Source organism: Halobellus sp. MBLA0158, assembly GCF_041477585.1.
GTDB lineage: Archaea > Halobacteriota > Halobacteria > Halobacteriales > Haloferacaceae > Haloquadratum > Haloquadratum rubicundus.
The window spans coordinates 104116-126670 of the sequence record NZ_JBGNYA010000001.1 but is presented as its reverse complement, the minus strand read 5'-3'; the positions used below and the strand labels follow the sequence as shown (position 1 = coordinate 126670).

At 70.3% G+C, this 22555-nt stretch carries 21 protein-coding genes; 12 read left to right on the top strand and 9 right to left on the bottom strand.

Features of this window, described 5'->3' with window-relative positions:
* Positions 1 to 140: 140 nt before the first annotated feature.
* Positions 141 to 650 carry a DUF367 family protein gene (locus tag OS889_RS00635; RefSeq protein ID WP_372391490.1) on the top strand — a complete coding sequence of 170 codons (510 nt, stop codon included), beginning with the start codon at positions 141 to 143 and terminating at the stop codon, positions 648 to 650.
* Positions 651 to 680: 30 nt separating this feature from the next.
* Here OS889_RS00635 and OS889_RS00630 read toward each other — a convergent pair whose 3' ends face one another.
* A complete protein-coding gene (locus OS889_RS00630) occupies positions 681 to 1046 on the bottom strand; it encodes a DUF5518 domain-containing protein (protein WP_372386550.1) in 366 nt (121 codons plus the stop codon).
* A gap of 119 nt (positions 1047 to 1165) precedes the next feature.
* Between OS889_RS00630 and OS889_RS00625 the strand changes: the two genes are divergently transcribed.
* Entirely contained in the window at positions 1166 to 2140 is a 975-nt protein-coding gene (locus OS889_RS00625; RefSeq protein WP_372386549.1) for an NOG1 family protein, read from the top strand.
* 31 nt (positions 2141 to 2171) lie between these two features.
* Here the strand turns inward: OS889_RS00625 and OS889_RS00620 are convergent, their stop codons facing one another.
* Both OS889_RS00620 and OS889_RS00615 read right to left on the bottom strand, forming a co-directional pair.
* Entirely contained in the window at positions 2172 to 2912 is a 741-nt protein-coding gene (locus OS889_RS00620; protein WP_372386548.1) for an SIMPL domain-containing protein, read from the bottom strand.
* Between the two features lie 78 nt (positions 2913 to 2990).
* Positions 2991 to 4307: a TIGR00341 family protein gene (locus OS889_RS00615; RefSeq protein ID WP_372386547.1), complete on the bottom strand. Its 1317-nt coding sequence runs from the start codon at positions 4305 to 4307 to the stop codon at positions 2991 to 2993.
* 234 nt (positions 4308 to 4541) lie between these two features.
* Here OS889_RS00615 and OS889_RS00610 point away from each other — a divergent pair, with 234 nt between their 5' ends.
* From OS889_RS00610 to OS889_RS00600, 3 genes are all read left to right on the top strand, one after another.
* Entirely contained in the window at positions 4542 to 5243 is a 702-nt protein-coding gene (locus OS889_RS00610; RefSeq protein WP_372386546.1) for a rhomboid family intramembrane serine protease, read from the top strand.
* A gap of 41 nt (positions 5244 to 5284) precedes the next feature.
* Positions 5285 to 7372, top strand: a complete 2088-nt coding sequence (locus OS889_RS00605) for an ATP-binding protein (protein WP_372386545.1) — start codon at positions 5285 to 5287, stop codon at positions 7370 to 7372.
* An 88-nt stretch (positions 7373 to 7460) separates the two neighbouring features.
* A complete protein-coding gene (locus tag OS889_RS00600) occupies positions 7461 to 7694 on the top strand; it encodes a DUF7385 family protein (RefSeq protein WP_372386544.1) in 234 nt (77 codons plus the stop codon).
* Between the two features lie 53 nt (positions 7695 to 7747).
* Here the strand turns inward: OS889_RS00600 and OS889_RS00595 are convergent, their stop codons facing one another.
* Entirely contained in the window at positions 7748 to 9085 is a 1338-nt protein-coding gene (locus OS889_RS00595; protein WP_372386543.1) for a ribonuclease catalytic domain-containing protein, read from the bottom strand.
* A gap of 121 nt (positions 9086 to 9206) precedes the next feature.
* Between OS889_RS00595 and OS889_RS00590 the strand changes: the two genes are divergently transcribed.
* From OS889_RS00590 to OS889_RS00575, 4 genes are all read left to right on the top strand, one after another.
* On the top strand, positions 9207 to 9950 hold the full coding sequence (locus tag OS889_RS00590; RefSeq protein ID WP_372386542.1) for an AzlC family ABC transporter permease: 744 nt from the start codon (positions 9207 to 9209) through the stop codon (positions 9948 to 9950).
* Positions 9950 to 10285, top strand: coding sequence for an AzlD domain-containing protein (locus tag OS889_RS00585; RefSeq protein WP_372386541.1), 336 nt, complete (start codon positions 9950 to 9952; stop codon positions 10283 to 10285). The genes OS889_RS00590 and OS889_RS00585 overlap by 1 nt, the downstream gene beginning before the upstream one ends.
* A 137-nt stretch (positions 10286 to 10422) precedes the next feature.
* On the top strand, positions 10423 to 12384 hold the full coding sequence (locus OS889_RS00580) for an AMP-dependent synthetase/ligase (protein ID WP_372386540.1): 1962 nt from the start codon (positions 10423 to 10425) through the stop codon (positions 12382 to 12384).
* 135 nt (positions 12385 to 12519) lie between these two features.
* Entirely contained in the window at positions 12520 to 14388 is a 1869-nt protein-coding gene (locus OS889_RS00575) for a cation:proton antiporter domain-containing protein (protein WP_372386539.1), read from the top strand.
* A 9-nt stretch (positions 14389 to 14397) separates the two neighbouring features.
* Here OS889_RS00575 and OS889_RS00570 read toward each other — a convergent pair whose 3' ends face one another.
* Entirely contained in the window at positions 14398 to 15531 is a 1134-nt protein-coding gene (locus tag OS889_RS00570; protein WP_372386538.1) for a thiolase family protein, read from the bottom strand.
* 129 nt (positions 15532 to 15660) lie between these two features.
* Here OS889_RS00570 and OS889_RS00565 point away from each other — a divergent pair, with 129 nt between their 5' ends.
* Positions 15661 to 17055 carry an ATP-binding protein gene (locus OS889_RS00565; RefSeq protein WP_372386537.1) on the top strand — a complete coding sequence of 465 codons (1395 nt, stop codon included), beginning with the start codon at positions 15661 to 15663 and terminating at the stop codon, positions 17053 to 17055.
* 21 nt (positions 17056 to 17076) lie between these two features.
* Here OS889_RS00565 and OS889_RS00560 read toward each other — a convergent pair whose 3' ends face one another.
* Both OS889_RS00560 and OS889_RS00555 read right to left on the bottom strand, forming a co-directional pair.
* Positions 17077 to 18312: an outer membrane protein assembly factor BamB family protein gene (locus OS889_RS00560; RefSeq protein WP_372386536.1), complete on the bottom strand. Its 1236-nt coding sequence runs from the start codon at positions 18310 to 18312 to the stop codon at positions 17077 to 17079.
* Positions 18313 to 18449: 137 nt separating this feature from the next.
* Entirely contained in the window at positions 18450 to 18737 is a 288-nt protein-coding gene (locus OS889_RS00555; protein ID WP_372386535.1) for a hypothetical protein, read from the bottom strand.
* A gap of 86 nt (positions 18738 to 18823) precedes the next feature.
* Between OS889_RS00555 and OS889_RS00550 the strand changes: the two genes are divergently transcribed.
* Complete coding sequence (locus OS889_RS00550) at positions 18824 to 19648, top strand: MBL fold metallo-hydrolase (RefSeq protein ID WP_372386534.1); 825 nt, start codon at positions 18824 to 18826, stop codon at positions 19646 to 19648.
* Positions 19649 to 19715: 67 nt separating this feature from the next.
* The gene (locus OS889_RS00545; protein WP_372386533.1) at positions 19716 to 20810 is read left to right on the top strand and encodes a sensor histidine kinase; all 1095 of its coding nucleotides are present in this window, start codon (positions 19716 to 19718) and stop codon (positions 20808 to 20810) included.
* Positions 20811 to 20885: 75 nt separating this feature from the next.
* Here the strand turns inward: OS889_RS00545 and OS889_RS00540 are convergent, their stop codons facing one another.
* Positions 20886 to 21416 carry a TQO small subunit DoxD gene (locus tag OS889_RS00540; protein ID WP_372386532.1) on the bottom strand — a complete coding sequence of 177 codons (531 nt, stop codon included), beginning with the start codon at positions 21414 to 21416 and terminating at the stop codon, positions 20886 to 20888.
* Positions 21417 to 21532: 116 nt separating this feature from the next.
* Positions 21533 to 22528 carry a DUF5787 family protein gene (locus OS889_RS00535; protein WP_372386531.1) on the bottom strand — a complete coding sequence of 332 codons (996 nt, stop codon included), beginning with the start codon at positions 22526 to 22528 and terminating at the stop codon, positions 21533 to 21535.
* Positions 22529 to 22555 lie beyond the last annotated feature (27 nt).

Below are 22555 nucleotides of genomic sequence, written 5' to 3'. Positions count from 1 at the left end.
GCGTTCCGGGCGGACGCGAGTGAGGAAGGCTTTTCGCGCTTCCGGCGCCTACGACGACTGTGACCGCCGATCCCGACACCGCCGCGGACGAACGCATCGCCGCCGACTCCGACGGGTCCGCGGCGGGGTTCAGCGGCTCGCTGCACGTCCGCTACGAGGGCGACGACGATCCCGAGAAGTGTACGGCGCGAAACCTCGCCCGCTTTGACCTCGTCGAACTCCACCGATCGGACCGGGCGACCCCCTACGGCGTCGTGCTCAATCCCCACGCCGAGCGGGCGCTCTCGCCCGCGGACGCCGACACGGACGCGGGAGCGGGGGCGCTCGTCGCGCTCGACTGCTCGTGGGAGTCCGCGGGCGAGGCGCGCTTTTCGCTCCCGGGCGAGCACCGCGCGCTGCCGTATCTCGTGGCGGCGAACCCCGTCAACTTCGGGCGGCCGATGCGGCTGACGACCGTCGAGGCGCTCGCCGCCGCGCTCGCCATCTTCGGGCGTCGCGACCGCGCGGAGGGACTGCTCTCGAAGTTCTCCTGGGGCCACACCTTCCTGGAACTGAACGACGAGCCGCTCCGCCGGTACGCCGACTGCGCGGACTCGGGGGCGGTCGTCGCCGTCCAGCAGGAGTACCTCGACCGCGGCGAGGACGGCTGACCGCTCGGGCGCGGCTGTCCGGCTGTCGGCTCAGTCGGCGACGAACCCGCCGATCGCGCCGCCGATGGCGCTGTCGAGCGCGAACAGAACCGTGACGACGATGCCGACGAGGAACGCGCCGGCCCCGCCGAGCAGTCCGCCGAGCGGGCCGCCAGCCAGCCCGATCAGGCCGCCGATCAGCCCGATCAGGACGGAGACGACGATCCCCGAGATCGACCCCGCGAGCAGGCCGTTCCACGCGCCGTTGCCGATCCCGCCGCCGGCGAGATAGCCCGCGGCGACGCCGCCGAGGAACCCGGCGCCGAGCTGTCCGATCGGCGGGATGGCGATCCCGGCGATCGATCCGACGATCATCACCACGAACCCGATCCCCACCGCGCGCCAGTCCGTCTCCATACCGCCGCCGACGGGCCGCGGGACTAAAACGGTCCGGGCCGACGCCTCCCGAATCGGCGATCCCGCGCGTGGCGGCCGAACGGACGCGCTTTTACCCCTCGGCCGAGTACGGGGTGGTAATGATTTTCGAGTCCCTTCCGACGACGCCCCGGTCGGAGGAGCTTCTTGACAAGGCGTTCTCGCGGGCGGCGCGCGCGGGGCGAGCGAAGTCCGGGCTGGAGGCCCAGCAGTCGATGCTGCAGACGGCCTCGTCGATCCTCTCGGACAACCTCGAAAACGTCGTGACGCAGTGGCCCGACTTCGGTACCGTCGACCCCTTCTACTACGAACTCGCGGACGCCATCGTCGACGTCGACGAACTGCGACAGAGCCTCTCGGAGGTGACCTGGGCGAGCCGACAGATCAGCGAACTCCGACGCGAGTACCAGCCCAAGCTCCGGAACACGGACGCCGAGACGGCCCGGAAGCACCGCAAGCAGGCGTTCGCGCGGATGGCCGACGTCGTCGAGGAGGTCGCCGAGGACCTCCAGCGCATCGGCGAGGCCCGCGACTCGCTGAAGACGCTGCCCGACATCCGGCCGGACGAGCCCGCGATCGTCGTCGCCGGCTACCCGAACGTCGGCAAGTCCTCGTTCGTCAATCAGGTGACGCGGGCGCACAACGAGATCGCCCGCTACCCGTTCACGACCAAGAGCGTCCACGTGGGGCACTTCGAGCGCGACCGCATCCGGTACCAGATCATCGACACGCCGGGGCTGCTCGACCGCCCCGAGGAGGACCGAAACGACATCGAGCGCCAGGCCGTGAGCGCGCTCGAACACCTCGCGGACGCGGTGCTTTTCGTCGTCGACGCCAGCGAGGCCTGCGGCTATCCGCTCTCGGCCCAACTGGAGCTGCGCGACGCGGTCGCGACGCGCTTCCGGGAGCGGGACGTGCCCGTCCTCACGATCAACAACAAGAGCGACCGCTCGACGGACATCGACGCCGACTACCAGATGAGCGTCGAGGGCGGCGACGGGGTGGACGAGGTCCTCGACGCCGCGGTCGAAGCCGTCGCCTGGGAGCCGGACATCCCGCCGTCGCGACAGGAGTAGCGGGCGCCGCGGAAAACGCTTTTTCGACGGCTCACGCCGCGGTGTAGGTGACGTCGACCCGCGCGGTCACCGTCACGGGACCGGCGTCGAACTGCGTCCCCGCCCCGCCGGCGTCGGCCGCGACTCGGCTCTCGTAGATCGGGCCGTAGTCGCTGCCAACGGAGACGGACTGGACCCCCGTCACCGACAGCCCGGCCGCGCCGGCGACGACGTCGGCGTCGGCTCTGGCGTCCGCCATCGCGCGCTCCAGCGCCTGTGCGCGGAGTTCGGCGCGGGCCTCGTCGCTCAGCGTGAACGACACGCCGTACACCTCGCTGGCGCCGTTGCCGACGGCGGTGTCGACGACGCGCCCGGCCTCGGCGGGCGCGGTCTCGATCCGGTAGGCGTGGACCGCCTCGTAGCCGGCGACCTCGCCGCCGCTCCGCCCGTCGAGCGACTCGTACCGGGGCGAGAGCCTGTAGGAGACCGTCCGCACGGCCTGGTCCGCGATTCCGAGTTCGCGGAGCGCCTCGCGCAACTGCGCCGCGTCCGCGGCGACCGAGTCCCGGGCTGCTTCGGCGGTCTCGGCGTGGGCGCTGACGGCGATCGTCACGATCGCGCGGTCGGCGTCGGCCGACGCCTCGCCGGTCCCGGCGGTCGAGATCGTGCGATCCCCGCTCGCGTCAGTCGCGGCTGTTGCAGTTCCGTTGTCGGCCTGGAGCGGTGCGGCACAGCCCGCGAACAGTACCAGTGCTGCGACGGCGATCGTGACGAGCCCAAATCGGCGATTCATACCGCTCTAACGACGGCTCAGGTATTGAACGCGCGCTTAGCGCAAAGGCAGATTTGCGTCTTCGCCTCGGACCCGCGCCTACGCGGCGGCGTCGACGCCGACGTACCGGACCTGGACGCTGACGTCCGCGTGGCCGAACGGTCCGATGGGGTCCGGCGCGAGCGTCGCCACTCGGTCGCGGATGGCGCTCGCGGCCGTTGGCGGGGTGGCCCCGGGCGGGTATCCAACGGTGACGACGATCCGCTGCGGCGTCTGGAGCGGGAATCCCTCGTAGACGACTTCCATATCCAACAGCGTCGCCTCCGGCGGCAGTTCGGCCTCGATCGCGGCCGTCGCCTCCTCCTCGAAGTCTGCGGTCCGGTAGGCGCTGTAGGTGAACGCGCCGAGCAGCCCCGTCAGAAGGAGCAGCACCGCTCCGAGGGCGGCGATCCGCTTGAGCGTCGCCGCGCGCGCCTCCTCCTCGCGGAACCACAGCTTCGGCCGGTAGCCCAGCCGCCAGAGGACGACGAGCGCGACGAGGTTGATCGCGAGGATGTTCACGAGGACGAGCACCGCCGAGCCGACGACGGTCTGCGGCGCGCCCCAGGCGATGCCGATCCCCACGACCGCGGTCGGCGGCACCAGGGCCGCGGCGATCATCACCCCGACGAGCGCCGAGGAGACGCCCGAGGACAGCGAGACCGCGCCGGCGGCCCCCGCGCCGAGCGCGATCACGAGCGAGAGGACGTCGGGCGCGAGCCGCTCTCGGACCTCGCCGATCGCGAAGACCTCCTCGGCGGTGAGCGGGACGACGTTCGTCATCCGGAGCAGGAACGCGAAGACGGCGGCGGCGCCGATCGCCAGGGCGCCGCCGAGCGCCTGGAGCTTGACCCCGCGGAGCACCAGCTCGCTGTCGTCGACGACGGTGCCGACGCTCGTGGCCATCGCCGGGCCGATGAGCGGCGCGATGACCATCGAGCCGACGACGACCGCGGGCGAGTCCAGCAGGAGTCCCGCGGTCGCGACGACGGCGCTCACGGCCGTCATCAGGACGTACGGCCGGACCGTCGGAGCCATCTCGTCGGCGCGGGCGACGAGCTCCTCGCGGGCGATCCGGTCGCCGTTGCCGGTCTCTTCCTCGTCGCTCTCGTAGCGCTCCTCTAGGGCCTCGAACTGTTCGGAGACGACGGTCTCGGCCTGCACGACGACGGTGTAGGCGTCCCGTTCGATCCCGACGCCCCGCAGGCGGTCGAGGACCGGCTCGACGGCGGCCGTCGGGAGCGGAAACGTAACCACGGCGGTGTAGTCGCGGCCGCTGGTCTCGTCGGAGACGGCGTAGTCGACCTCCTCGTCGTCGAGGACGTCGAGGACCGCCTCGCGCTTTCCGGTCGGGACCATCACCTGTACGAGTCGCACGTCGGTCGCTCACGCCGACGCGACAAGAATCCGGCGGGTCCGCGGGTGGCGGCGCGGCCACTCCGCTCGGACGGTTGCGAACAGCCGACACCCGCCCTCGCCCGCGCCGCTGTGCCGGACACCCGCTGTTCGGCGCGGGGCTGGTGCTACGTCACGGCGACCCTGGCCTCGGTTTCGGTGATAAACCCTCGCCGCCCAAGCACTCATACTCCCGCGGGCCGCACTAGCGCGCCGATGCGACGCGTCTCGGTGTCGAATCTGCTCACGCCGTTCGAGAACGGCCTGCGGCCGGTGGTGGCCCAGCACCGCGCGCTGTCGGCGCCGATCACGGACCTCCTCGTCGTGGCCGTCTGTGCGGTGTACGCCCTCCAGGCGTTCCAGACCGTCCTGTGGGACGCGCCGTCGGTCTTCGCGACGACGAACTACGTCTACCTCCGGGCACCGTGGCTCGCGTGGCCGCTGTCGCCGCTCCTGCACGGCGGCCTCACCCACGTCGTGCCGAACGCGCTCACGCTCTTTGCCTTCGGGCGGGTCGCGGAAGCGACGCTCGCGACGCGGCGGTTCGCCGTCCTCGCCGCGGTCTCGGCCGCCGGCTCGATCGCCGCGCTGGCGGGCTGGAGCCTGCTCTTCGGCTCCGATCCCACCATCGCCGTCTACGGGATCAGCGGCGTCGTCTTCGCGTCCGGCGGCTTCGCGGTCGCGTACTTTCCGCGCCGCCGCCGCGTGAGCGACCTCGAACTCCTCGCGACGCTGTTCGGCGCGTGTGCGGTCGCGCTCGTCGCCGCCGAGCTCCTCGCGGCGGCGCTTCTCGGCACTCCCGGCGTCGCGAACGTCGGCCACGCCGCGGGCGTCCTCGTCGGCGTCGCGGTGGCCGCGCGAACGCCGGTTCGAGGGCGCGCCGAGACCGACCGACGGGTAGAGGGCCCGGCGCCGTAGAATCAGTACATTCAATTCGCTACCGTCGCTGAGCGTCGGTAGTGAGGATCAAGCGCGCCTTCCTCCTGTCGGTCCTGCTGGTCGCGGTCGTGCTCGCGGGGGCCGTCTTCGTCGGCTTCCAGGAGTACAAGGGGACGCTCTACGCCCAGGAGCAGACGGAGGTCGAACGGTCGGCCGAGTTCGTCGGCTCGTCGCTCGACCGGCAGCTCGCCGCCCTGGAGCGGACGGTCGCGGTCGCGGCCGACAACCCCGACCTGGCGCGGCACGGGTCCGCGGCCCAGCGCCGGGCGCTGGCGCGCTTTCGGAACCGCTCGGACTTCTCGGGCGCCTCGGTCATCGCCGCCAACGGCACGATGACGAACATCGTCTCGGACGTCTCCCCCGAGACGCGCCGCGAACTGATCGGCTCGGACTTCGGCGACCGGACGTACTTCCGGCGCGCGCTCGCCGGCGAGACGTACATCAGCGACCCCGTGGAGGCGGACTCGGGCAACTACATCATCACGGTCAGCACGCCGATCACCCGCGACGGCCGCGTCGTCGGCACGCTGAACGCCGCCTTCCACCTCTCGGAGCACGCCTTCTTCTCGTCGTTCGCGTCGACGCTGGACGACGGACAGCAGCTGACGATGTACGCACAGCGGGGGGAGGCGATCTACACTTCCAGCCCGATCGAGACGGTCGGATTCGCCCACAACGTCACGGTCTCACAGACGGGCTGGACCGTCAGCGTCCGCGAGAACCGGGCCGACGTCGAGTCGACGATCCGGACGGTGACGGTCCTCCAGGCCGCCTCGATCGTGGCGGTGCTCGCGGTCCTGTTCGGATTCGGGCTGTGGATCTACCGCTCGAACATCCAGCAGATCGAGCGCCTCCTCGCGGGGTTCGAGGCGCTGGAAGCCGAGCGCTACGGCTCCGAGATCAGCCTCGACGACGCCGAGGAGTGGCAGCAGATCGAGCGCAGTTTCAACCGCGTCAGCCGGGCGATCGAGCAGTCCCGCGCCGAGAGTCGGGCGCGCGAGCGGGCGCTCAGACGCGAACGCGACCGCTTCGAGGCGCTGTTCGAGGGCGTCCCCGAGCCGATCGTCAGCGTCGAGCTCACTGACGACGGGACGTACCTCCGGGACGTCAACGCGGCCTTCGAGGAGACCTTCGGCTACGACGCCGAAGCGGTGATCGGACGGGACGTCAACGACCTGATCGTCCCCGACGACGACGAGATCGGCGCCGAGGCCGCGCGGATCGACGAGCGGGCCGCAGAGGGCGAACAGCTCACCCGGGAGGTCCGCCGACGGACGGAAGACGGCGTCCGCGACTTCCTCTTCCGGTCGGCACCCATCAACCCCGAGGGCAGCGTCTCGCGCCAGTTCGGCGTCTACATCGACATCACCGACCGCAAGGAGTACGAAAAGCGCCTCCGCAAGCAGCGGGACAACCTCGACGTCCTGAATCAGGTGGTCCGCCACGACATCCGCAACGACCTCCAGCTCGTGACCGCCTACGCCGATTTCCTGGCGGAGTCCTTCCCCGATGCGGATGCGGACGCGGACGCGGAGATGGACGAGACGACCCGGCAGAACCGCCAGTACCTGGAGAAGATCCGCGAGAGCGCGAGCCACGCGGTCGAGCTCACAGAGACCGCCCGGAACATCGCCGACCTGCTCTTGACCGACGCTGACGAGCCGCGACCGGTGGCCCTCCGGACCGTCCTCTCCGGGGAGATCGAGAAACTGCGCTCGGCGACGACCGACGCCGCGGTCTCCGTCGAGGGGTCGCTCCCCGACGTCTCGGTGCGCGGCGACGACCTCCTCAGTTCGGTGTTCGGGAACCTCCTCTCGAACGCGGTCCAGCACAACGACGAGGACGTCGCCGAGGTGGTCGTCTCCGCGACCGTCGACGACGGGGACGCGGTCGCCCGGGTCCGCATCGCCGACAACGGGCCGGGCGTCCCCGATTCCCGAAAGGAAGCCATCTTCGGGAAGGGGGAAAAGGGGCTCGAAAGCAGCGGGACCGGCCTCGGGCTCTACCTCGTCCAGTCGCTCGTCGACGCCTACGGCGGCGCGGTCTGGGTCGAGGACAACGAGCCCGAGGGCGCGGTGTTCGTCGTCGAACTCCCGCTCGCGGAGTGAGTCGGGGCGTCGCCGGCCGCTGGTGTCGGCGCCGCGGCGCCCGACGCGAGGAGTAGAATTATGATGGATCGTCTCGTTCGTGGGAACGATGGAAGACGAAGAGTACGAGGAGCTCACTTCGTCGCTGACGCCCCACGAGTCGGCCGGCGGGGTGACGACGTACCGGAACACCGTGGCCATCGCCTGTCCCGCCTGCGGCGAGCCGTTCGACGACCTGGTCATCTGCGAGGACGAGTACAACAGCCTCGAACTCAGTATGCTCTTGGACCTCTGTGTGACCACCCACGAGGACGAGGTCCTCCTCTTCACCCACAAACACTGAGTCGACCGGCAGTCACCGCCGCCCGGCGGTGAGGGGGCCGCCGACGCGCCCGCTCACTCGTCCCGCAGGTCGATCCGCTCGGGCGGGAGGCCTTCCTCGTTGACGACGGCGCCGTCCTCGTCGACGGTGACGATCCCGCGGTTGTTGACCGCGTGGGGGTCGAGCCCGACCTCCTCCAGGAACTGCTTGTAGAGCCGCTCGGCCGTCTCGCCGTCCTTCTGGCGCTCGGAGGCGCGGTCGCACAGCTCCACGAGGTCCTCGGGGACGTCGTTCTCGTGGACGATCCAGTGGTTGATGAGGTCCGAGAGCCGCCGGATCGGCGAGGTGAAGTGCCCGTAGATGTCGAAGTTCAGGGCGTAGTGTCCGCCGAAGGGGTCGTTCATGTACTTCGCGCGGGGCATCACCTTCAGCACGGCGCGCTGGATCTTGTTCAGCGCCCGCTTTTCGGAGTTCTCCAAGGCGTCGTTGACGGCCTTCCGCGGGTCGTCCCAGTTGGCGCCGGAGATGTTCACGCCGTCGAGGTCGTTGATCTCTCTGAGCGCGTCGTCCCACTGATCGGGGGTCGGCTGCGGGTGGACGCGGTACATCGCCTCCACGCCGCGGTTCCACATCAGCTCGTGGGTGACGGCCTTGTTGGCCTTCAGCATGCACTCCTCGATGATCGTGTGGGCGCGGTCGCGGCTCGGATTCAACACGAGCGAGCCGTCCTCCTTGCGCTGTTCGTGGAGCTGGTCGGCGAGCTCGTAGACCAGGGCGTTCTCCTCGTGGAGCGGCGCCTCGGGGTCGTCGAGGCGGCGCTCGCACTGCGTGTAGGTCAGCCGCTCGTCGGAGTGGACGACCGACTTGTAGATGTCCACGTTCTCGAAGGAGAGCGTCTCCTTGTCGATCTCCATCTCGACCGTGTGCGCGAGGCGGTCCTCCTCGGGGACGAGCGAACAGACCGTCTCTGCGAGCACCGGCGGGAGCATATGGATCGTGTAGCCGGGCAGATAGACGGTGTTGCCGCGCTCGACGGCCTCGGCCCACATCTCCGAGCCCGGGTGGACGTAGTGGGTGACGTCGGCGATGTGGACCCACAGCGTGTAGGTCTCCTCGCCCTCCTCGATGCTGAGTGCGTCGTCGAAGTCCTGGGCGTCGACGGGGTCGGTCGTCCAGGTCGTGAGGTCGCGGAGGTCCGCCCGCTCGTCGATCTCGTCTTCGATCTCCGCTTGGATGCCCTCGGTCCGCGCGCGCGCCTCCGAGCGAACCTCGGACGGGAACCGGTCCCGGATCTCGAACTCCTCGAAGAGCTCCTCGCGCTTTTCCTCCAACTGCCGGGCGACCTCGATAGAGACCTCGACGGGGCCTTGCCCCTCGGCCGTCCCGGCCTGCGACTGCGCGTCGTTCGACATAGCGGCCCCTACTCGGGAGAGGTAGTTAGGGGTGTCGCACGGTACGACGGACCGAGGCCGTCGGCGCCCCGCTCGCGCCCGAAACGGTAGCGGTTTAGCCGTCCCGCTTCGACTTCCCGCCGTGTCCCGCGCTTCGCTCCCGCCAGAGGTCGCCCGCGGCCTCCGCGACGCCGGTCCCGTCCTGATCGGATTCGTCCCGTTCGGGCTGGTGGCCGGCGCCGCGGGCGTCGACGCCGGCCTCACGCCCCTCCAGACGATTGGCCTCTCGGTCGTCGTCTTCGCCGGCGCGTCCCAACTGGCCGCGATCGACCTGTTCGGACGGAACGCCGAGTTGCTGGTGGTCGTCCTCACCGGCGTCGTGATCAATCTCCGGATGCTGATGTACTCGGCGTCGATCGCGCCGCGCTTCCGGCCGCTCCGGGCGTGGTGGAAGACCGCCTGCGCGTACGTCCTGACCGACCAGGCCTACGCGCTCTCTATCGCCCGGTACAGCGACGAGGACCTCTCCCCCTCGGAGCGGCGCAACTACTACCTCACGGTGGCGGTGTCGCTGTGGCTCCTCTGGCAGGTCTGTACGATCCTCGGAATCGTCGTCGGCGCGCGCGTCCCCGACTCGTGGGGCCTGGAGTTCGCGGTCCCGCTCGTCTTCCTGGGTCTCTTGGTCCCGACTGTCACCTCCCCGCCGAAGGCCGTCGCGGCGATCGTCGGCGGGACGGTCGCGCTCGCGGGGAGCGTCTTCGCCGCGCCGTTCAACCTCGGCCTCATCGCCGGAGGCGTCGTCGGCGTCGTCGCCGGCGTCGCCACCGACGCGGTCCTGGGATCGGCCGACGACGAGGCGGATTCGGAGCCGGGAGGTGGGCACTGATGCCCGCCGAGTACGGTCCGCTCGCGGTCTGGGGCGCGATCGTCGCGCTGGGCGTCTGTACCTTCGCGATCCGGGGGTCGTTCATCTACCTGTTCGGCCGGATCGACGACGTCCCCGACCGCCTCGTCCACGCGCTCCGGTTCGTGCCGCCCGCCGTGCTCGCGGCGCTGGCGGTCCCGGCGATCGTCGCGCCCGGGGGGACGGTCGCGCTCGTCGGCAACGAGCGCCTCCTCGCCGGGATCGTCGCGGCCGCGGCCACCTGGTACGTCGAGGACGTCTTCGCGACCATCGTCGCCGGGATGGCGACGCTGTGGCTGCTGCGGTTCGTCGTCTAATCACGGCATTGGCGATCCGATCCGATACGACACCGCCGCGTCGTAAACGGCGCGTCCGTTCTGCGCCGTTCAACGCCGAACAACGGGCCGGCGCCGAAGGACTGTAGATTTAATTCCACCCGGCGCGTCTCGCCGGTATGTCGTGGCGGGAGGCCGAGGCGGCGTTTGATGACGACGCCCTCGGCGAGGAGACGCTGGGCCGGATGTTCGAAGAAAGCGCCGAGCGGCACGCGGCGTCGGGCGCACAGCGGTACAAGGGCGGAATCTACGACCGATCGCTCGTCTCCAGCGGCGCCGTCGCGGCGGCGCCGGACGGCGAGTTCGCCGAACTGACCTACGCCGAGATGCGCGAGATCGTCCGCGCGCTCGCCGCGGGCTTCCGGTCGCTCGGGGTCGGCGCCAGCGACCGCGTCGGCGTCCTCTCGGACACGCGGATGGAGTGGGCCCAGACCGACTTCGCGCTGCTCGCGGCCGGCGCCGTCGTCACCACCGTCTACACCTCCTCCTCGGAGTCCCAGGTCGAGTACCTCCTCTCGGACCCCGACGCCGCCGGCGTCGTCGTCGAGAACGCCGAGCTGCTCTCGCGCGTCCTCGCGGTCGAGGAGGATCTCGATCTCTCCTTCGTCGTCGTCGTCGACGACCTCCCCGACGGGAGCGGGATGGCCGGCGCGGTCCGCGACCGCGACGACGTCCTCTCGCTCGGCGAGGTGTACGAACGCGGAGCCGAGACCTTCGATTCCGACGCCTACGAGTCGTGGCTCGATGCCCGCGGTCCCGACGACCTCGCGTCGCTGATCTACACCTCGGGCACGACTGGCCAGCCGAAGGGCGTCGAACTCACACACCGCAATTTCCGCGCGAACGTGAATCAGTGCTACCGGCGGTTCGGTCCGCGGCCGGACCGTCCGACGCCCTCGGTGTCGGCGGCCTCGACGACGCTTTCGTTCCTGCCGCTGGCGCACGTCTTCGAGCGGCTCGCGGGCCACTTCCTGATGTTCGCCGCCGGCGCGACCGTCGCCTACGCCGAGAGCCCGGACACGCTTCGGGAGGACTTCCAGTTGGTCCGGCCGACCGTGGGCACGAGCGTCCCGCGCGTCTACGAGAAGCTCTACGACGCGATCCGGTCGCAGGCGTCGTCGTCGCCGCTCCGTCGCCGCATCTTCGAGTGGGCGGTCGACGTCGGGACGGCACACCAAGCGGCGGACGACCCCGGCGCGCTGCTCTCGCTGAAACACGACCTCGCGGACCGGCTCGTGTTCTCGCAGGTGCGCGAGGCCCTCGGCGGGCGCGTCGAGTTCTTCATCAGCGGCGGCGGGAGCCTCTCGCCGGAGCTCTGCCGGCTGTACCACGCGATGGACCTCCCGATCTTGGAGGGCTACGGCCTCACCGAGACCGCCCCCGTGGTCTCGGTCAATCCGCCCGAGGCGCCGAAGGTGGGCACGATCGGCCCGCCGCTCCAGGACATCGAGGTCGATCTCGACGCGAGCCTCGTCCCCGAGGAGACCGGCGCGGCCGGCGGCGACGTGGGCGAACTGCTCGTCCGCGGGCCGAACGTCTCCTCGGGCTACTGGAACCGCCCCGACGACACCGAGCGCGCGTTCACCGACGACGGGTGGTTCCGCACCGGCGACATCGTCGAACTGCGTCCGGACGGCTACCTCGCCTTCCGCGAGCGAGCGAAGCAGCTCATCGTCCTCTCGACGGGCAAGAACGTCGCGCCCGGCCCGATCGAGGACGCCTTCGCCGCCAGTCCCGTCGTCGAGCAGTGCTTCGTCCTCGGCGACGGCCGGAAGTTCGTCTCCGCGCTGATCGTCCCGAACTTCGCGGGGCTCCGCGAGTGGGCCGACGGCGCGGGCGTCGACCTCCCCGAGGACCCGGAGGCCGTCGTCCGCGATGACCGCGTCCGCGAGCGCATCGAGCGGGAGGTCGACGGCGTCAACGAGGGCCTCGAATCCCACGAGCGGATCAAGCGCTTCCGGCTCGTCGCCGAGGAGTTCTCCGCCGAGAGCGACACGCTGACGCCGACGATGAAGAAGAAGCGCCGCAACATCCTCGACCGATACGGCGACCAGATCGAGATGCTCTACGAGGACGACTGACCCGATAACCCCACATTTGTCCACGGATATCCGCTTTCGCTTAGCTATTCGTCAGCATCAGACGGGATAAAACCCTCCGGAATGTGTGGGTTTATACCGCTCTAGGATCCATCCCGAGATAATGGAGGGACCATAGTGGCGACTGGCGGCGGGGCGAACCTCATCCCCATCGTCGCGGCGATCATCGGGATCGGCGTGATCGCGCAGATCCTCTCGGACCGGTACCGGGTCCCGAGCGTCGTGTTCCTCATCGCCTCGGGGATCCTCCTCGGCCCGGAGGTCCTCGGCGTCGTCGGTCCGAACTCCTTCGGGAACGCGCTGTCGGCCATCGTCGGGCTCTCGGTCGCGATCATCGTCTTCGAGGGCGCCTTCCACCTGCGGATCGCGAAGCTTCGTGAGGCCCCGGCGGCGACGCTGAAGCTCATCACCGTCGGCGCCGCCATCGCGCTCCTCGGGACCGCCGCGGCCGTTCACGTCCTCCTCGGGGCGTCGTGGCCGCTGGCGTTCCTGATCGGCGCCCTGCTCGTCGCGACCGGGCCGACGGTCGTCACCCCGATCCTGGAGGTCGTCCCCGCGCGGGACCGCGTCGAGGCCGCCCTCGAAACCGAGGGGATCGTCAACGACGTGACGGCGGCGATCCTCGCGGTCGTCATCTTCGAGGCGATCGTCACGGACGTCACCGCGCCGACCGAACTCCTCCGGCTGTTCGCCGAGCGGCTCGGCATCGGCATCCTCGTCGGCGGCCTCGTGGCGGGCGTCCTCCTGTACGGGATCCGCTACGTCGATCTGTCGCCGGGGAACGCGCCGCAGAACGCCCGGCTGCTCGTCCTCGCGGGCGCGCTCGTCTCCTACGGCGCCGCCGACGCCATCGCGACGGAGGCCGGGATCGCGGCGGTCGCGACCGCCGGCATCCTGCTCGGCAACGCCGAGATCCCCTACGAGGAGGAGATCTCGGCGTTCAAAGGCGACGTGACGCTCGTCGTCCTCTCGTTCGTCTTCATCGCGCTCGCGGCGCTGTTGGAGTTCGACATCCTGCGGACGATCGGGCCCAGAGGCCTGCTCGTCACCGCAGTCGTCGCGCTCGTGCTCCGCCCGGCGCTCGTCTTCCTCTCTGCGTACGGCGACCGCTTCAGCACCGGCGAGAAGTGGTTTATGAGCCTCGTCGGCCCCCGCGGGATCATCCCCGCGTCGGTCGCGACGCTCTTCGCCATCGAACTCCGGAACGCGGGGTTCACCGAGGCGGCCGACACCCTCGTCGGGACGGTCTTTCTCGTCATCCTCGTCACGGTCGTCGTCGAAGGCGGATTCGCCCGTCAGATAGCCGAATACCTGGACATCATCCCAATGCGCGTACTCATCATCGGAGGCGGCACGGTGGGCCGGACGCTCGCCGAACGCCTCGAAGGCCGCGGAGAGAACGTAGTGCTCATCGAACAGGACCCCGAGACCGTCGAGACCGCCCGCAACGCCGGCTTCACCGTCCACCACGGCGACGGGACCGACACGGACGTCCTCCGGTCTGCGGGCGCCGAAAACGCCCGGATCGTCGTCGGCGCGACCGGCAACGACGACGTGAATCTGCTGGTCTCACAGCTCGCCAGCTCGAAGTTCGACCCCGAGACGATCCTCGCGCGGGTGAACAACCCCGACAACGCCGAGGCGTTCGAGGAGCTGGGCGTCCGGCCCATCTCGGCCACGCTCGCGACCGCCCAGGCGATGGACAACTACATCGAGCGCCCGTCGATGATGGACTGGATGAGCGAGATCGGCCGCTCTGGCGACGTCCAGGAGATCGACGTCACCTCCGAGGAGATCATCGGCCGGACGGTCCGCGAGATCGGCCCCGAACTCCCCGACGACTGCCTGATCACGCTCGTCCAGCGCGACGGCGTCACCCGCGTCCCCGACGCGGACTGCACGCTCGAAGAGGGCGACCGCATCACGATCATCGGCGGCAAGGAGGAGGTCCAGGAAGCGATCGAGTTCGTCCACCCCGACAAGTAGGACGACCGCCTACCGCAGGAACTCGATCGCTTGGCCCTGTCCGAAGCCGACACACAGCGTCGCCAGCCCGCGCTCTACGTCCCGCCGCTCCATCTCGTGGAGGAGCGTCACGGGCAGCCGCGCGCCCGAGGCGCCGAGCGGGTGTCCGATGGCGATGGCGCCGCCGTTGACGTTGTACCGCTCCTCGTCGATCCCGAGTTCCCGCCGAGCGTAGACGCACTGGCTCGCGAACGCCTCGTTCAGTTCGACGAGGCCGTAGTCGTCGATGTCGGTGCCGGCCCGCTCCAAGAGCGCCCGCGTGGCGGGAACGGGGCCGATCCCCATCACCGTCGGATCGACGCCCGCGACGGCGTTGGTCCCCACTTCGGCGAGGACGTCGAGGCCGCGCTCCTCGGCGAACGCCCGCGAGGTGACGAGCGTCGCGGCCGCGCCGTCTGTCATCTGCGAGGAGTTGCCCGCCGTGACGGTCCCGTCGCCGGTGAACGCCGGCGACAGGCCCGACAGCGCCTCCAGGGAGGTGTCCGGACGGATCCCCTCGTCTTCGCTCACCGTCTCGCCGTCGACCTCGAACGGGACGATCTCCGCGGCGAACTTCCCTGACTCGGTGGCCTCGGCGGCCCGCCGGTGCGAGCGGAGCGCGTACTCGTCTTGGGCCTCGCGGGAGACGTCGTACTCCTCGGCGACCTTCTCGGCGGTCATCCCCATCTGGAGCTGGAAGACGTTGTACCGCTCCGAGAGCTCCGGGTGGAGGTGCTGGTAGGAGTCGCCGTCCATCGGCACCCGCGACATCGATTCGACGCCGCCGGCGATGATGCACTCGCGGTTGCCCGCCGCGATCGCGTCCGCCGCGGAGGTGATCGCCTGCATCGAGGAGGCACACCAGCGGTTGATCGACGTCGCCGGGACCGACTCTCCGAGGTCGGAAAGTAGCGCGATCACGCGGGCGACGTTGTTGTCCTGTTCGCCCCGCTGCTGGGCGACGCCCCACATCAGGTCGTCGATGTCGTCGCTCTCCAGTCCGTGCTCGTCGAGGAGATGGTCGACGAGCGCCACAGAGAGGTCCTCGCTTCGGACGTCCGCGAAGACGCCGCCGGCCTTCCCGAACGGGGTTCGGCGCGCGGCGGCGATCACAGGTGTCGGCATACCACACCCTGGGCGGGCCGTGGGCATAAAGCTCACAGAACCCGAAGGTCCGGGCGCGGAGTTTTCGGGCCGCTTCGGTGTCGGGCCTTTTCGACGCGCTTATGCGGGTGACCCGGCAACGTCTTTGGGATGAGTAACCGGGCTCTCGAAGTTGTCGAGTTCCTCCTCACGGCACACCTCTACACCGACGACCGTGACCTCGACGAGAACGATCTCCCGCCCCGCTACCGCCGCGTCTTCTGGTCCGACCCCGATGCCGACGACGAAGACGACGACGCCGACGACCCCGACTCGGGCGTCGTCGGGATCGAGCGACCGCTCGTCGTCACCGAGAGCGTCGCCCGGAAGGCGACCGGCGTCGAACACCCCTGGGATGCAGTCTCGGATCTGCTGTTCACCCAGCGCGAGGACTTCTCCGGCCGGATCTCTCTGACGCAGCCGGAGATGGCGATCGAGTGGTTCCTCGACCGGGCCGATAGGGAACGGATAGAGACGAACCCGACGATCGCCGCGGCCGTCGAGGACCGCGACGACGTCGACGTGACCCACGCCGAGGCGCGCGAGCACACCCGCCCGATCCAGGCCGACCGGGTCTGGATCGACAGCCTGCTGGAGGAGTACTTCGACGAGGAGGAAGACGCCGAGATGCTGGACCTCGTCCAGGTCCGCGCCCCCGAGGAGATCGAGATGACCCTCGACGACCTCGTGCTGACGACCGATCAGGAGGGCGAGATCCAGAAGCTGATGCAGGCGATCGAACACCGCGAGTACCTCGCGGAGATCGGCCTGCGCGAGATCGGGAAGATCCTCTTCGTCGGGCCGCCCGGAACGGGCAAGACCACCGTCTCGCGGGCGCTCGCGCACGAACTCGGCCTCCCCTTCGTCGAGGTGAAGCTCTCGATGATCACGAGCCAGTACCTCGGCGAGACGGCGAAGAACGTCGAGAAGACCTTCGAGGTGGCGAAGCGGCTCTCGCCGTGCATCCTCTTCATCGACGAGTTCGACTCCGTGGCGAAGACGCGCCGCTCCGACGAGCACGCGGCGCTGAAGCGCGCGGTCAACACGCTGCTCAAGAGCATCGACGACATCTCGCTCATCCGCGACGAGGTTATCCTCATCGGCGCGACGAACCACCCCGACCAACTGGACTCGGCGGCGTGGCGGCGCTTCGACGAGATCGTGAACTTCCCCAAGCCCGACGAGCAGATGCGTGCGGACATCCTCCGGATCATCACAAAGCGGATGGACATCGCCGACTTCGACCCCGAGGAGGCGGCCGAACTGACCGAGGGGCTCACCGGCTCGGACCTCCGGATGGTCCTCCGGGAGGCCGTGTTGGAGGCGCTGACCGAAGAGCGGACGACGCTCACCCAAGACGACATCGTCGAAGCCGTCGAGGACTTCGAAGAGCGCGACAACCTCAAGAATATGGATATGATGTCCGACGGCGAACAGCTGGTCGCGGGCGACGGCGGCGGCTCCGACGGCCACTCGCACGATCACGATCACGCCCACGACCACTAAACCGCGGCGACGTTTCGCCGCTCAGTCTCCGGTATCGAGCACCTGCAATCCGAACGGTCCCACGGCGAGCAGCCCCCCGGCCGCGATCACGGGCGATGCGTACGCGGTCACGTGAACCGAGTCCGCCCGCCAGCGGAGTCGCTCCGGGCTGAGAATGCCCCCGGCGTCCCGGCGGAACGCCCGGACGCCGCTCCCCGCGACGACGACGCTGTCGTCTGTCACCACGGGGGCGGCGGTGCCCTCGCTCGGCACGTGCGCGTGCCAGTTCGACTCCCCCGACTCGGCGTCGAGTTCGTAGAGGTCACCCGCGACGACGTAGACGTCGTCGCCGTCGACTGCGGCCGCGGCGCGGCTGTGGAGGTCGCGACGCCACCGCTCCTCGCCGGCGCGGTCGACCGCGACCGTCTCCTGCCACCCCGTCTGTACGACGCCGCGGTCGTCGACGACCGACGCGGCGTACGGCGTGTCGACGGAGACCCGCCAGCGTTCCTCGCCGCTCTCGCGGTCGAGCCGGACGAGCGCGTCCCGGTCGGGGACGTAGACCCCGTCGTCCGCGACGGCGGGCGGGATCTGCGTCGCGGTCGAGTCGCCGAGGTTGTACTCGTCGTAGACGAGCGGCTCCAGCGACACTCGCCAGCGCTCGGTGCCGTCCGGGCCGAGCCGGACGCAGGCCGTCGCGCTCCGCGCGTAGACGTCGCCGTCGACGACCGTGACGCCGTAGGTGGCCCCGTCGCCGACGCGGTGGGTGTCGATGACGTCGCCGCCGTCGACCGAGAGCGCGACCACCGACGCCGCGTCCGCGCCGTCGCTCGGAGAACCGCCCTGTTCGCCGCCGCGCGTCGGCACGTACAGGCGCCCCCGGTCGGGATCGAGCGCGGGCGCCCCGAACGCCTCGCCGCCGAGCCGTCGGCTCCACCGCTCCCTCCCGTCGAATCCGATCGCGACGGCCTCCCGCTCCGCGGCGAAGTACACGATTTCGCCGTCGACGACCGGCGGCGCGTACGACCAGTCTGCGGGATACAGCGGCGCGTGCTCGGTGGGCTCGGGCGCGCCGCCGCTCACGCGATTTCCGTTCTCGGGGCCGTTGCCGTAGGCGTGCCAGTCGCCGGCGTGTAGGTCGGCGGGGTCGTCGCGGCCGGTCACGGCGTTGCAGCCGGCGAGGCCGCCGGCCGCGGCGGTACACGCGAGCGCGAGGAGCCGACGCCGCGAGAGCCGCCCGAGATCTGACTGCCGCGGGTGCGAATCGGAGGGGACCATCCTCTCGGGCTTCCGCCACCGACGGAAAGTGCTTTCCGCTTCCCCGGCCGCCGAACCGCGCCTCGCGCTCACCGCTCCGAAAAGTCGCCGCCGCTCGGACGGAGGCGGGCTCGGACCCCGTCGCTCTCGGCGACGCGCTAGGTCGCGCTGCCGCCCGCGTTGCGGTCGACGGCGACGACCTGGATCCGGTACGCCGCGACGCCGTCGGTCGCCAACCGGAACGCGGCCCGCCCGTCTGCCGACACCGACTCCCGCGTGTCGACGACGACGCGCCCGTCCGACTCGCGCGTCGCGGTGACGTCGGCGGTGATCCGTTCGCCGAAGCCGTTCGCGACGACGAGCTCCGGCTCGCCGCCGCCGATGCATCCCGCGAGGCCGCAGCAGACGACCGCGCTCGCGAGGTATCCACGTCGGGTGGGGACCACCGGCCCTCCGTCGCCGTCGCATTTCAATGGCCGGCGTCGACCGGAGAGGCGACAATATATGCCCGCTCGGTTCTCACTCCGAGGCGATGCGGGTCACGCTCCTCGGAACGGGCGACACCACCGGGACGCCGACCGTCGGCTGCGACTGCGACACCTGCGCCGAGGCGCGGCGCCGGGGGATCGAGCGCACGCGCTTTTCGGTCCACGTCGAGAACGAGCGCACCGGCGAGTCGCTGCTCGTCGACTTCAGCCCCGACTTCCGCCATCAGTTTCTCACCCAGGAGGTGCCGCTCCCCGACGCCGGCATCGTCACCCACATTCACTTCGACCACCTCGACGGGCTCGGCAACGCATACCGGCTGCTCGACGACCTCCCGGTCTACGCCGCCGATGAGACCGACCCGCAGACGGGCGAGAGCGTCGCCGAGACCGTGACGCGGAAGTACGACTACCTCGACCGGGTGCGCGTCCACCCCCGGACGCCGCTGGAGCCCTTCGAGGTCTGCGGGCTGGAGGTGACGCTCGTCCCCGTCGAACACCCGCCGCTCGTCTGCTACGGGCTCGCGATCGAGGACCCCGAGACGGGCGCGAAGCTCTCGCTGTCGGGCGACACCAACTACGCCGTCCCCGAGGCGTCGCGGGCGGTCCTGCGCGATCCGGACCTGTTCCTCGCCGACGGGATCGTCCCCGCCGCGCTCTGCGAGCACCACCCGCTCGGCGGCGACCACCACGACGACCGCGGCGTCCCCCGGACGTTCGGCTCGAAGCACATGACCCGCGAGGGCGCGATCGACCTCGCCGAGGACCTCGCTGCCGCGGAGACGCGGATCGTCCACACCGCCCACTTCTATCCGGCCGAGGAAGCGTTCGCCGAACCGCTCGCCGTCGACGGCGAGACCTACGAGCTGTGAGCGGGTTCGGGATCGCCTTCGGGTAGTGGAAAGACCTTTCCGGTAGCCGCGCAAGCCCTGGGTATCGATGCCGGGGGTTCCCGATCGTGATCTGGGTGCGTTGCGCACGGTCGCGGGTCTGGGCGCCGCGTTCGTCCTCCTGGCCGCGATCGAGGTCGTCGCCCTGCTCTCGCGCGGCGGCCCGCTCCCGGACGGCTTCATCGTCGGCGTGGTCACGTCCCTCCCTTTCGCTGTCGGCCTCGTCTACGGGAGCTACCGGCTCGCCGCGAGCACGGTGTCCGAGCGCCGGTACGGGCGGATCGTCCGCTGGACGCTCGGCGGCGGCGCGATCTTCCTTCTCATCAACGTCGGGCTGATGGTCGCCCTCCCGCCCGACCTCGTGATCGTCGCGCTCAGTTGGGCGCGGTGGGCGCTCGCCATCGGCGCCGGCGTCGGCTTCCTGGTCGGCGTGTTCGAGGCCCGGGCCATCGAGCGCGAGCTCGCGGCCGAGCGAATCCGGCTCAAGCAGGAGGAACTCCAGCGCGAGCGCGACCGCCTCGAGGAGTTCGCCGGCGTCGTCTCCCACGACCTCCGGAACCCGCTGAACGTCGCGAGCGGCCACGTGACCCTGCTCGAACAGAAGCGACTGCCCGACTGCGACGGCTGTGAGGACCACATCGAGACCATCCAGTCGTCGCTCGACCGGATGGAGACGATCATCGACGACACCCTCACGCTCGCCCGCGAGGGGCGGGCGGTCGGCGAGACGAGCCGGGTCGAACTCGCCTCCGTCGCCACCGAGTCGTGGGCCGCCGTCGACACCGCCGACGCGGAGTTGGCGGTCGAGACCGACGCGGCGGTTCGGGCCGATCCGGACCGGCTCCGTCACGTCTTCGAGAACCTCTTTCGGAACTCGATCGAACACGCCGGCGACGACGTGACCGTCCGCGTGGGCGCGCTCGAAGACGGCTCGGGGTTCTTCGTCGCCGACGACGGCCCCGGGATCCCCGAGGGCGACCGCGACCGGGTCCTCGAAGCCGGCTACACCTCGCGGGACTCCGGGAGCGGCCTCGGTCTCGCGATCGTCGAACAGATCGCCGGGGCGCACGGCTGGACGGTCACGGTCGCCGAAAGCGACGGCGGCGGCGCCCGCTTCGAGTTCAGGGGCGTCGACAGCGCGTGACGAGCGACGAACGCAGAACGCGGCTCCGCACCGGAGACGGACGGAAACTGGTGGCGCCGGAATCGGGCCCTCGGGTCACCCGAGGAGGTACTTCGCGATCCGGGTGTCCGCGAAGTCCATGTCCTCGATGATCGCGTCCAGGCCGAGGACGCGACCGGCACCGAGGACGCCCATCGTCACGAAGAGCAGCAGGCCCATCAGGTCGCCGTTGACCAGGCCGTGGCTCCACGCGGCGTTCCCGAGGTAGAAGAACACCATCAGGAAGGCCCCGAAGAAGCTCGCCAGCCTGACGAGCGCGCCGACGACGAGGCCGAGCCCGATGAGCGTCTCACCGATCGGGATCATGAAGTTCGTGAACTCCAGCATCCAGGGGGTCTGGCCCGCCCACATGAGGAAGCCCTGGATCGGGCTCGCGGCGGGCGCGTTGGCCAGCCACCCCTGCGCGCTGAACGGCTCGCCCGCGATGAAGGCGAACTTGGTGATCCCCGCGTGGAGGAACCAGTAGCCGGTGATCACGCGCAGGACCGCGACCCAGTAGCCCGCCATCGTCCCCTGCAGGTCGAAGTCCAGCGGATTGCCGAGCGTCGTTCGGGTTGAAGTTGCCATCGTCCTTCACCTCACATTTGCATATGGCGGGAGGAATACGGTATAAACACGGCCCGATTTTCAGCAACTAAGAACCGCGATCTCAACTTCGAGGCGCTATTCCTAAAAATTCTCAGTCACTGAAAACGGTCCAGCCCGGACTGCCGGCGCCGAACGCCCGACGGGTCGGGCTCCCAGGCCGTTCGCGACGCTCGGAGCGCGTCGACGTCGACCGCCGGCGCGCGCCCCGGCTCTCGGGCGTCGCAGTCGCGGCACGTCCGGCTCGGGTCGACGACGCGCTCGAACCGCGCGCAGTACGGGCGGCCGTCGTCTGTCGCGGCCGCGTGTTCGCACGCCGGGAGGTCGTAGGTGCGCCAGCCCTTCCCGTAGGCGCGCTCGGCGATCCGCCGCCGCGCCCGCGCCTTCGCGTCGGCCGCGACGATCGCGATCTCGGTCTCCAGCGGGCGTCGCTCGACGAGTTCGACGCCACCCTCGTCGGTCGCGAGCGCCGTCGGCTCGCGGACCACGGTCCGCTCGCCCACGTCGGGATCGAACCGCCAGACGCCGACGGCGTCGGGGATCCGGTTCAGGTGCGCGCGGGTGACGTGGCTCTCCGTCGCCAGGATCACCGCCTCGAAGAGCCCCAGCGAGACGTCCGTGCGGAGTTGGCGCTCCAGCGCGCCCGGCGAGCCCAGGTCGGGCTTGTTCTCGATGCCGACGAGGCGGTCGAACCACTCGTCGGGGTAGCGCGTCGTCTGCCGGAGGTACTCCCGCCCGTTGCGGCGCTCGGTCGCGAAAAAGCCCACTTCGATCGCCCGGTCGACGAGCGCGTCGGTCAGCCCCGTGGTCTCGCGGACTGCTCGCCGCCTGGGGACGGCCTCGCCGACGCCGACGTCGCTCTCGACGGCGCGCACGGGGACCGTCTCGGCGGTGATCCGTGCGCGGTCGTCGAACGCCGGCCCGGGCGCGACGCCGACGACGTCGACGATGCGCCGGCCGGGGCGCTCGACCGCCGCGCCGAGCTGTCGGCCGACGAGCCAGTCGGTCGCCGCTTCGAGGTGCGCACAGAGCCCGAGCTCGAAGGCGAACTCCCGTCTCGCGCCGGGGTCGGAATCGGGATCGGCGTCGGCCACGGTCCTCACTCGGTCTCGGCGGACTAA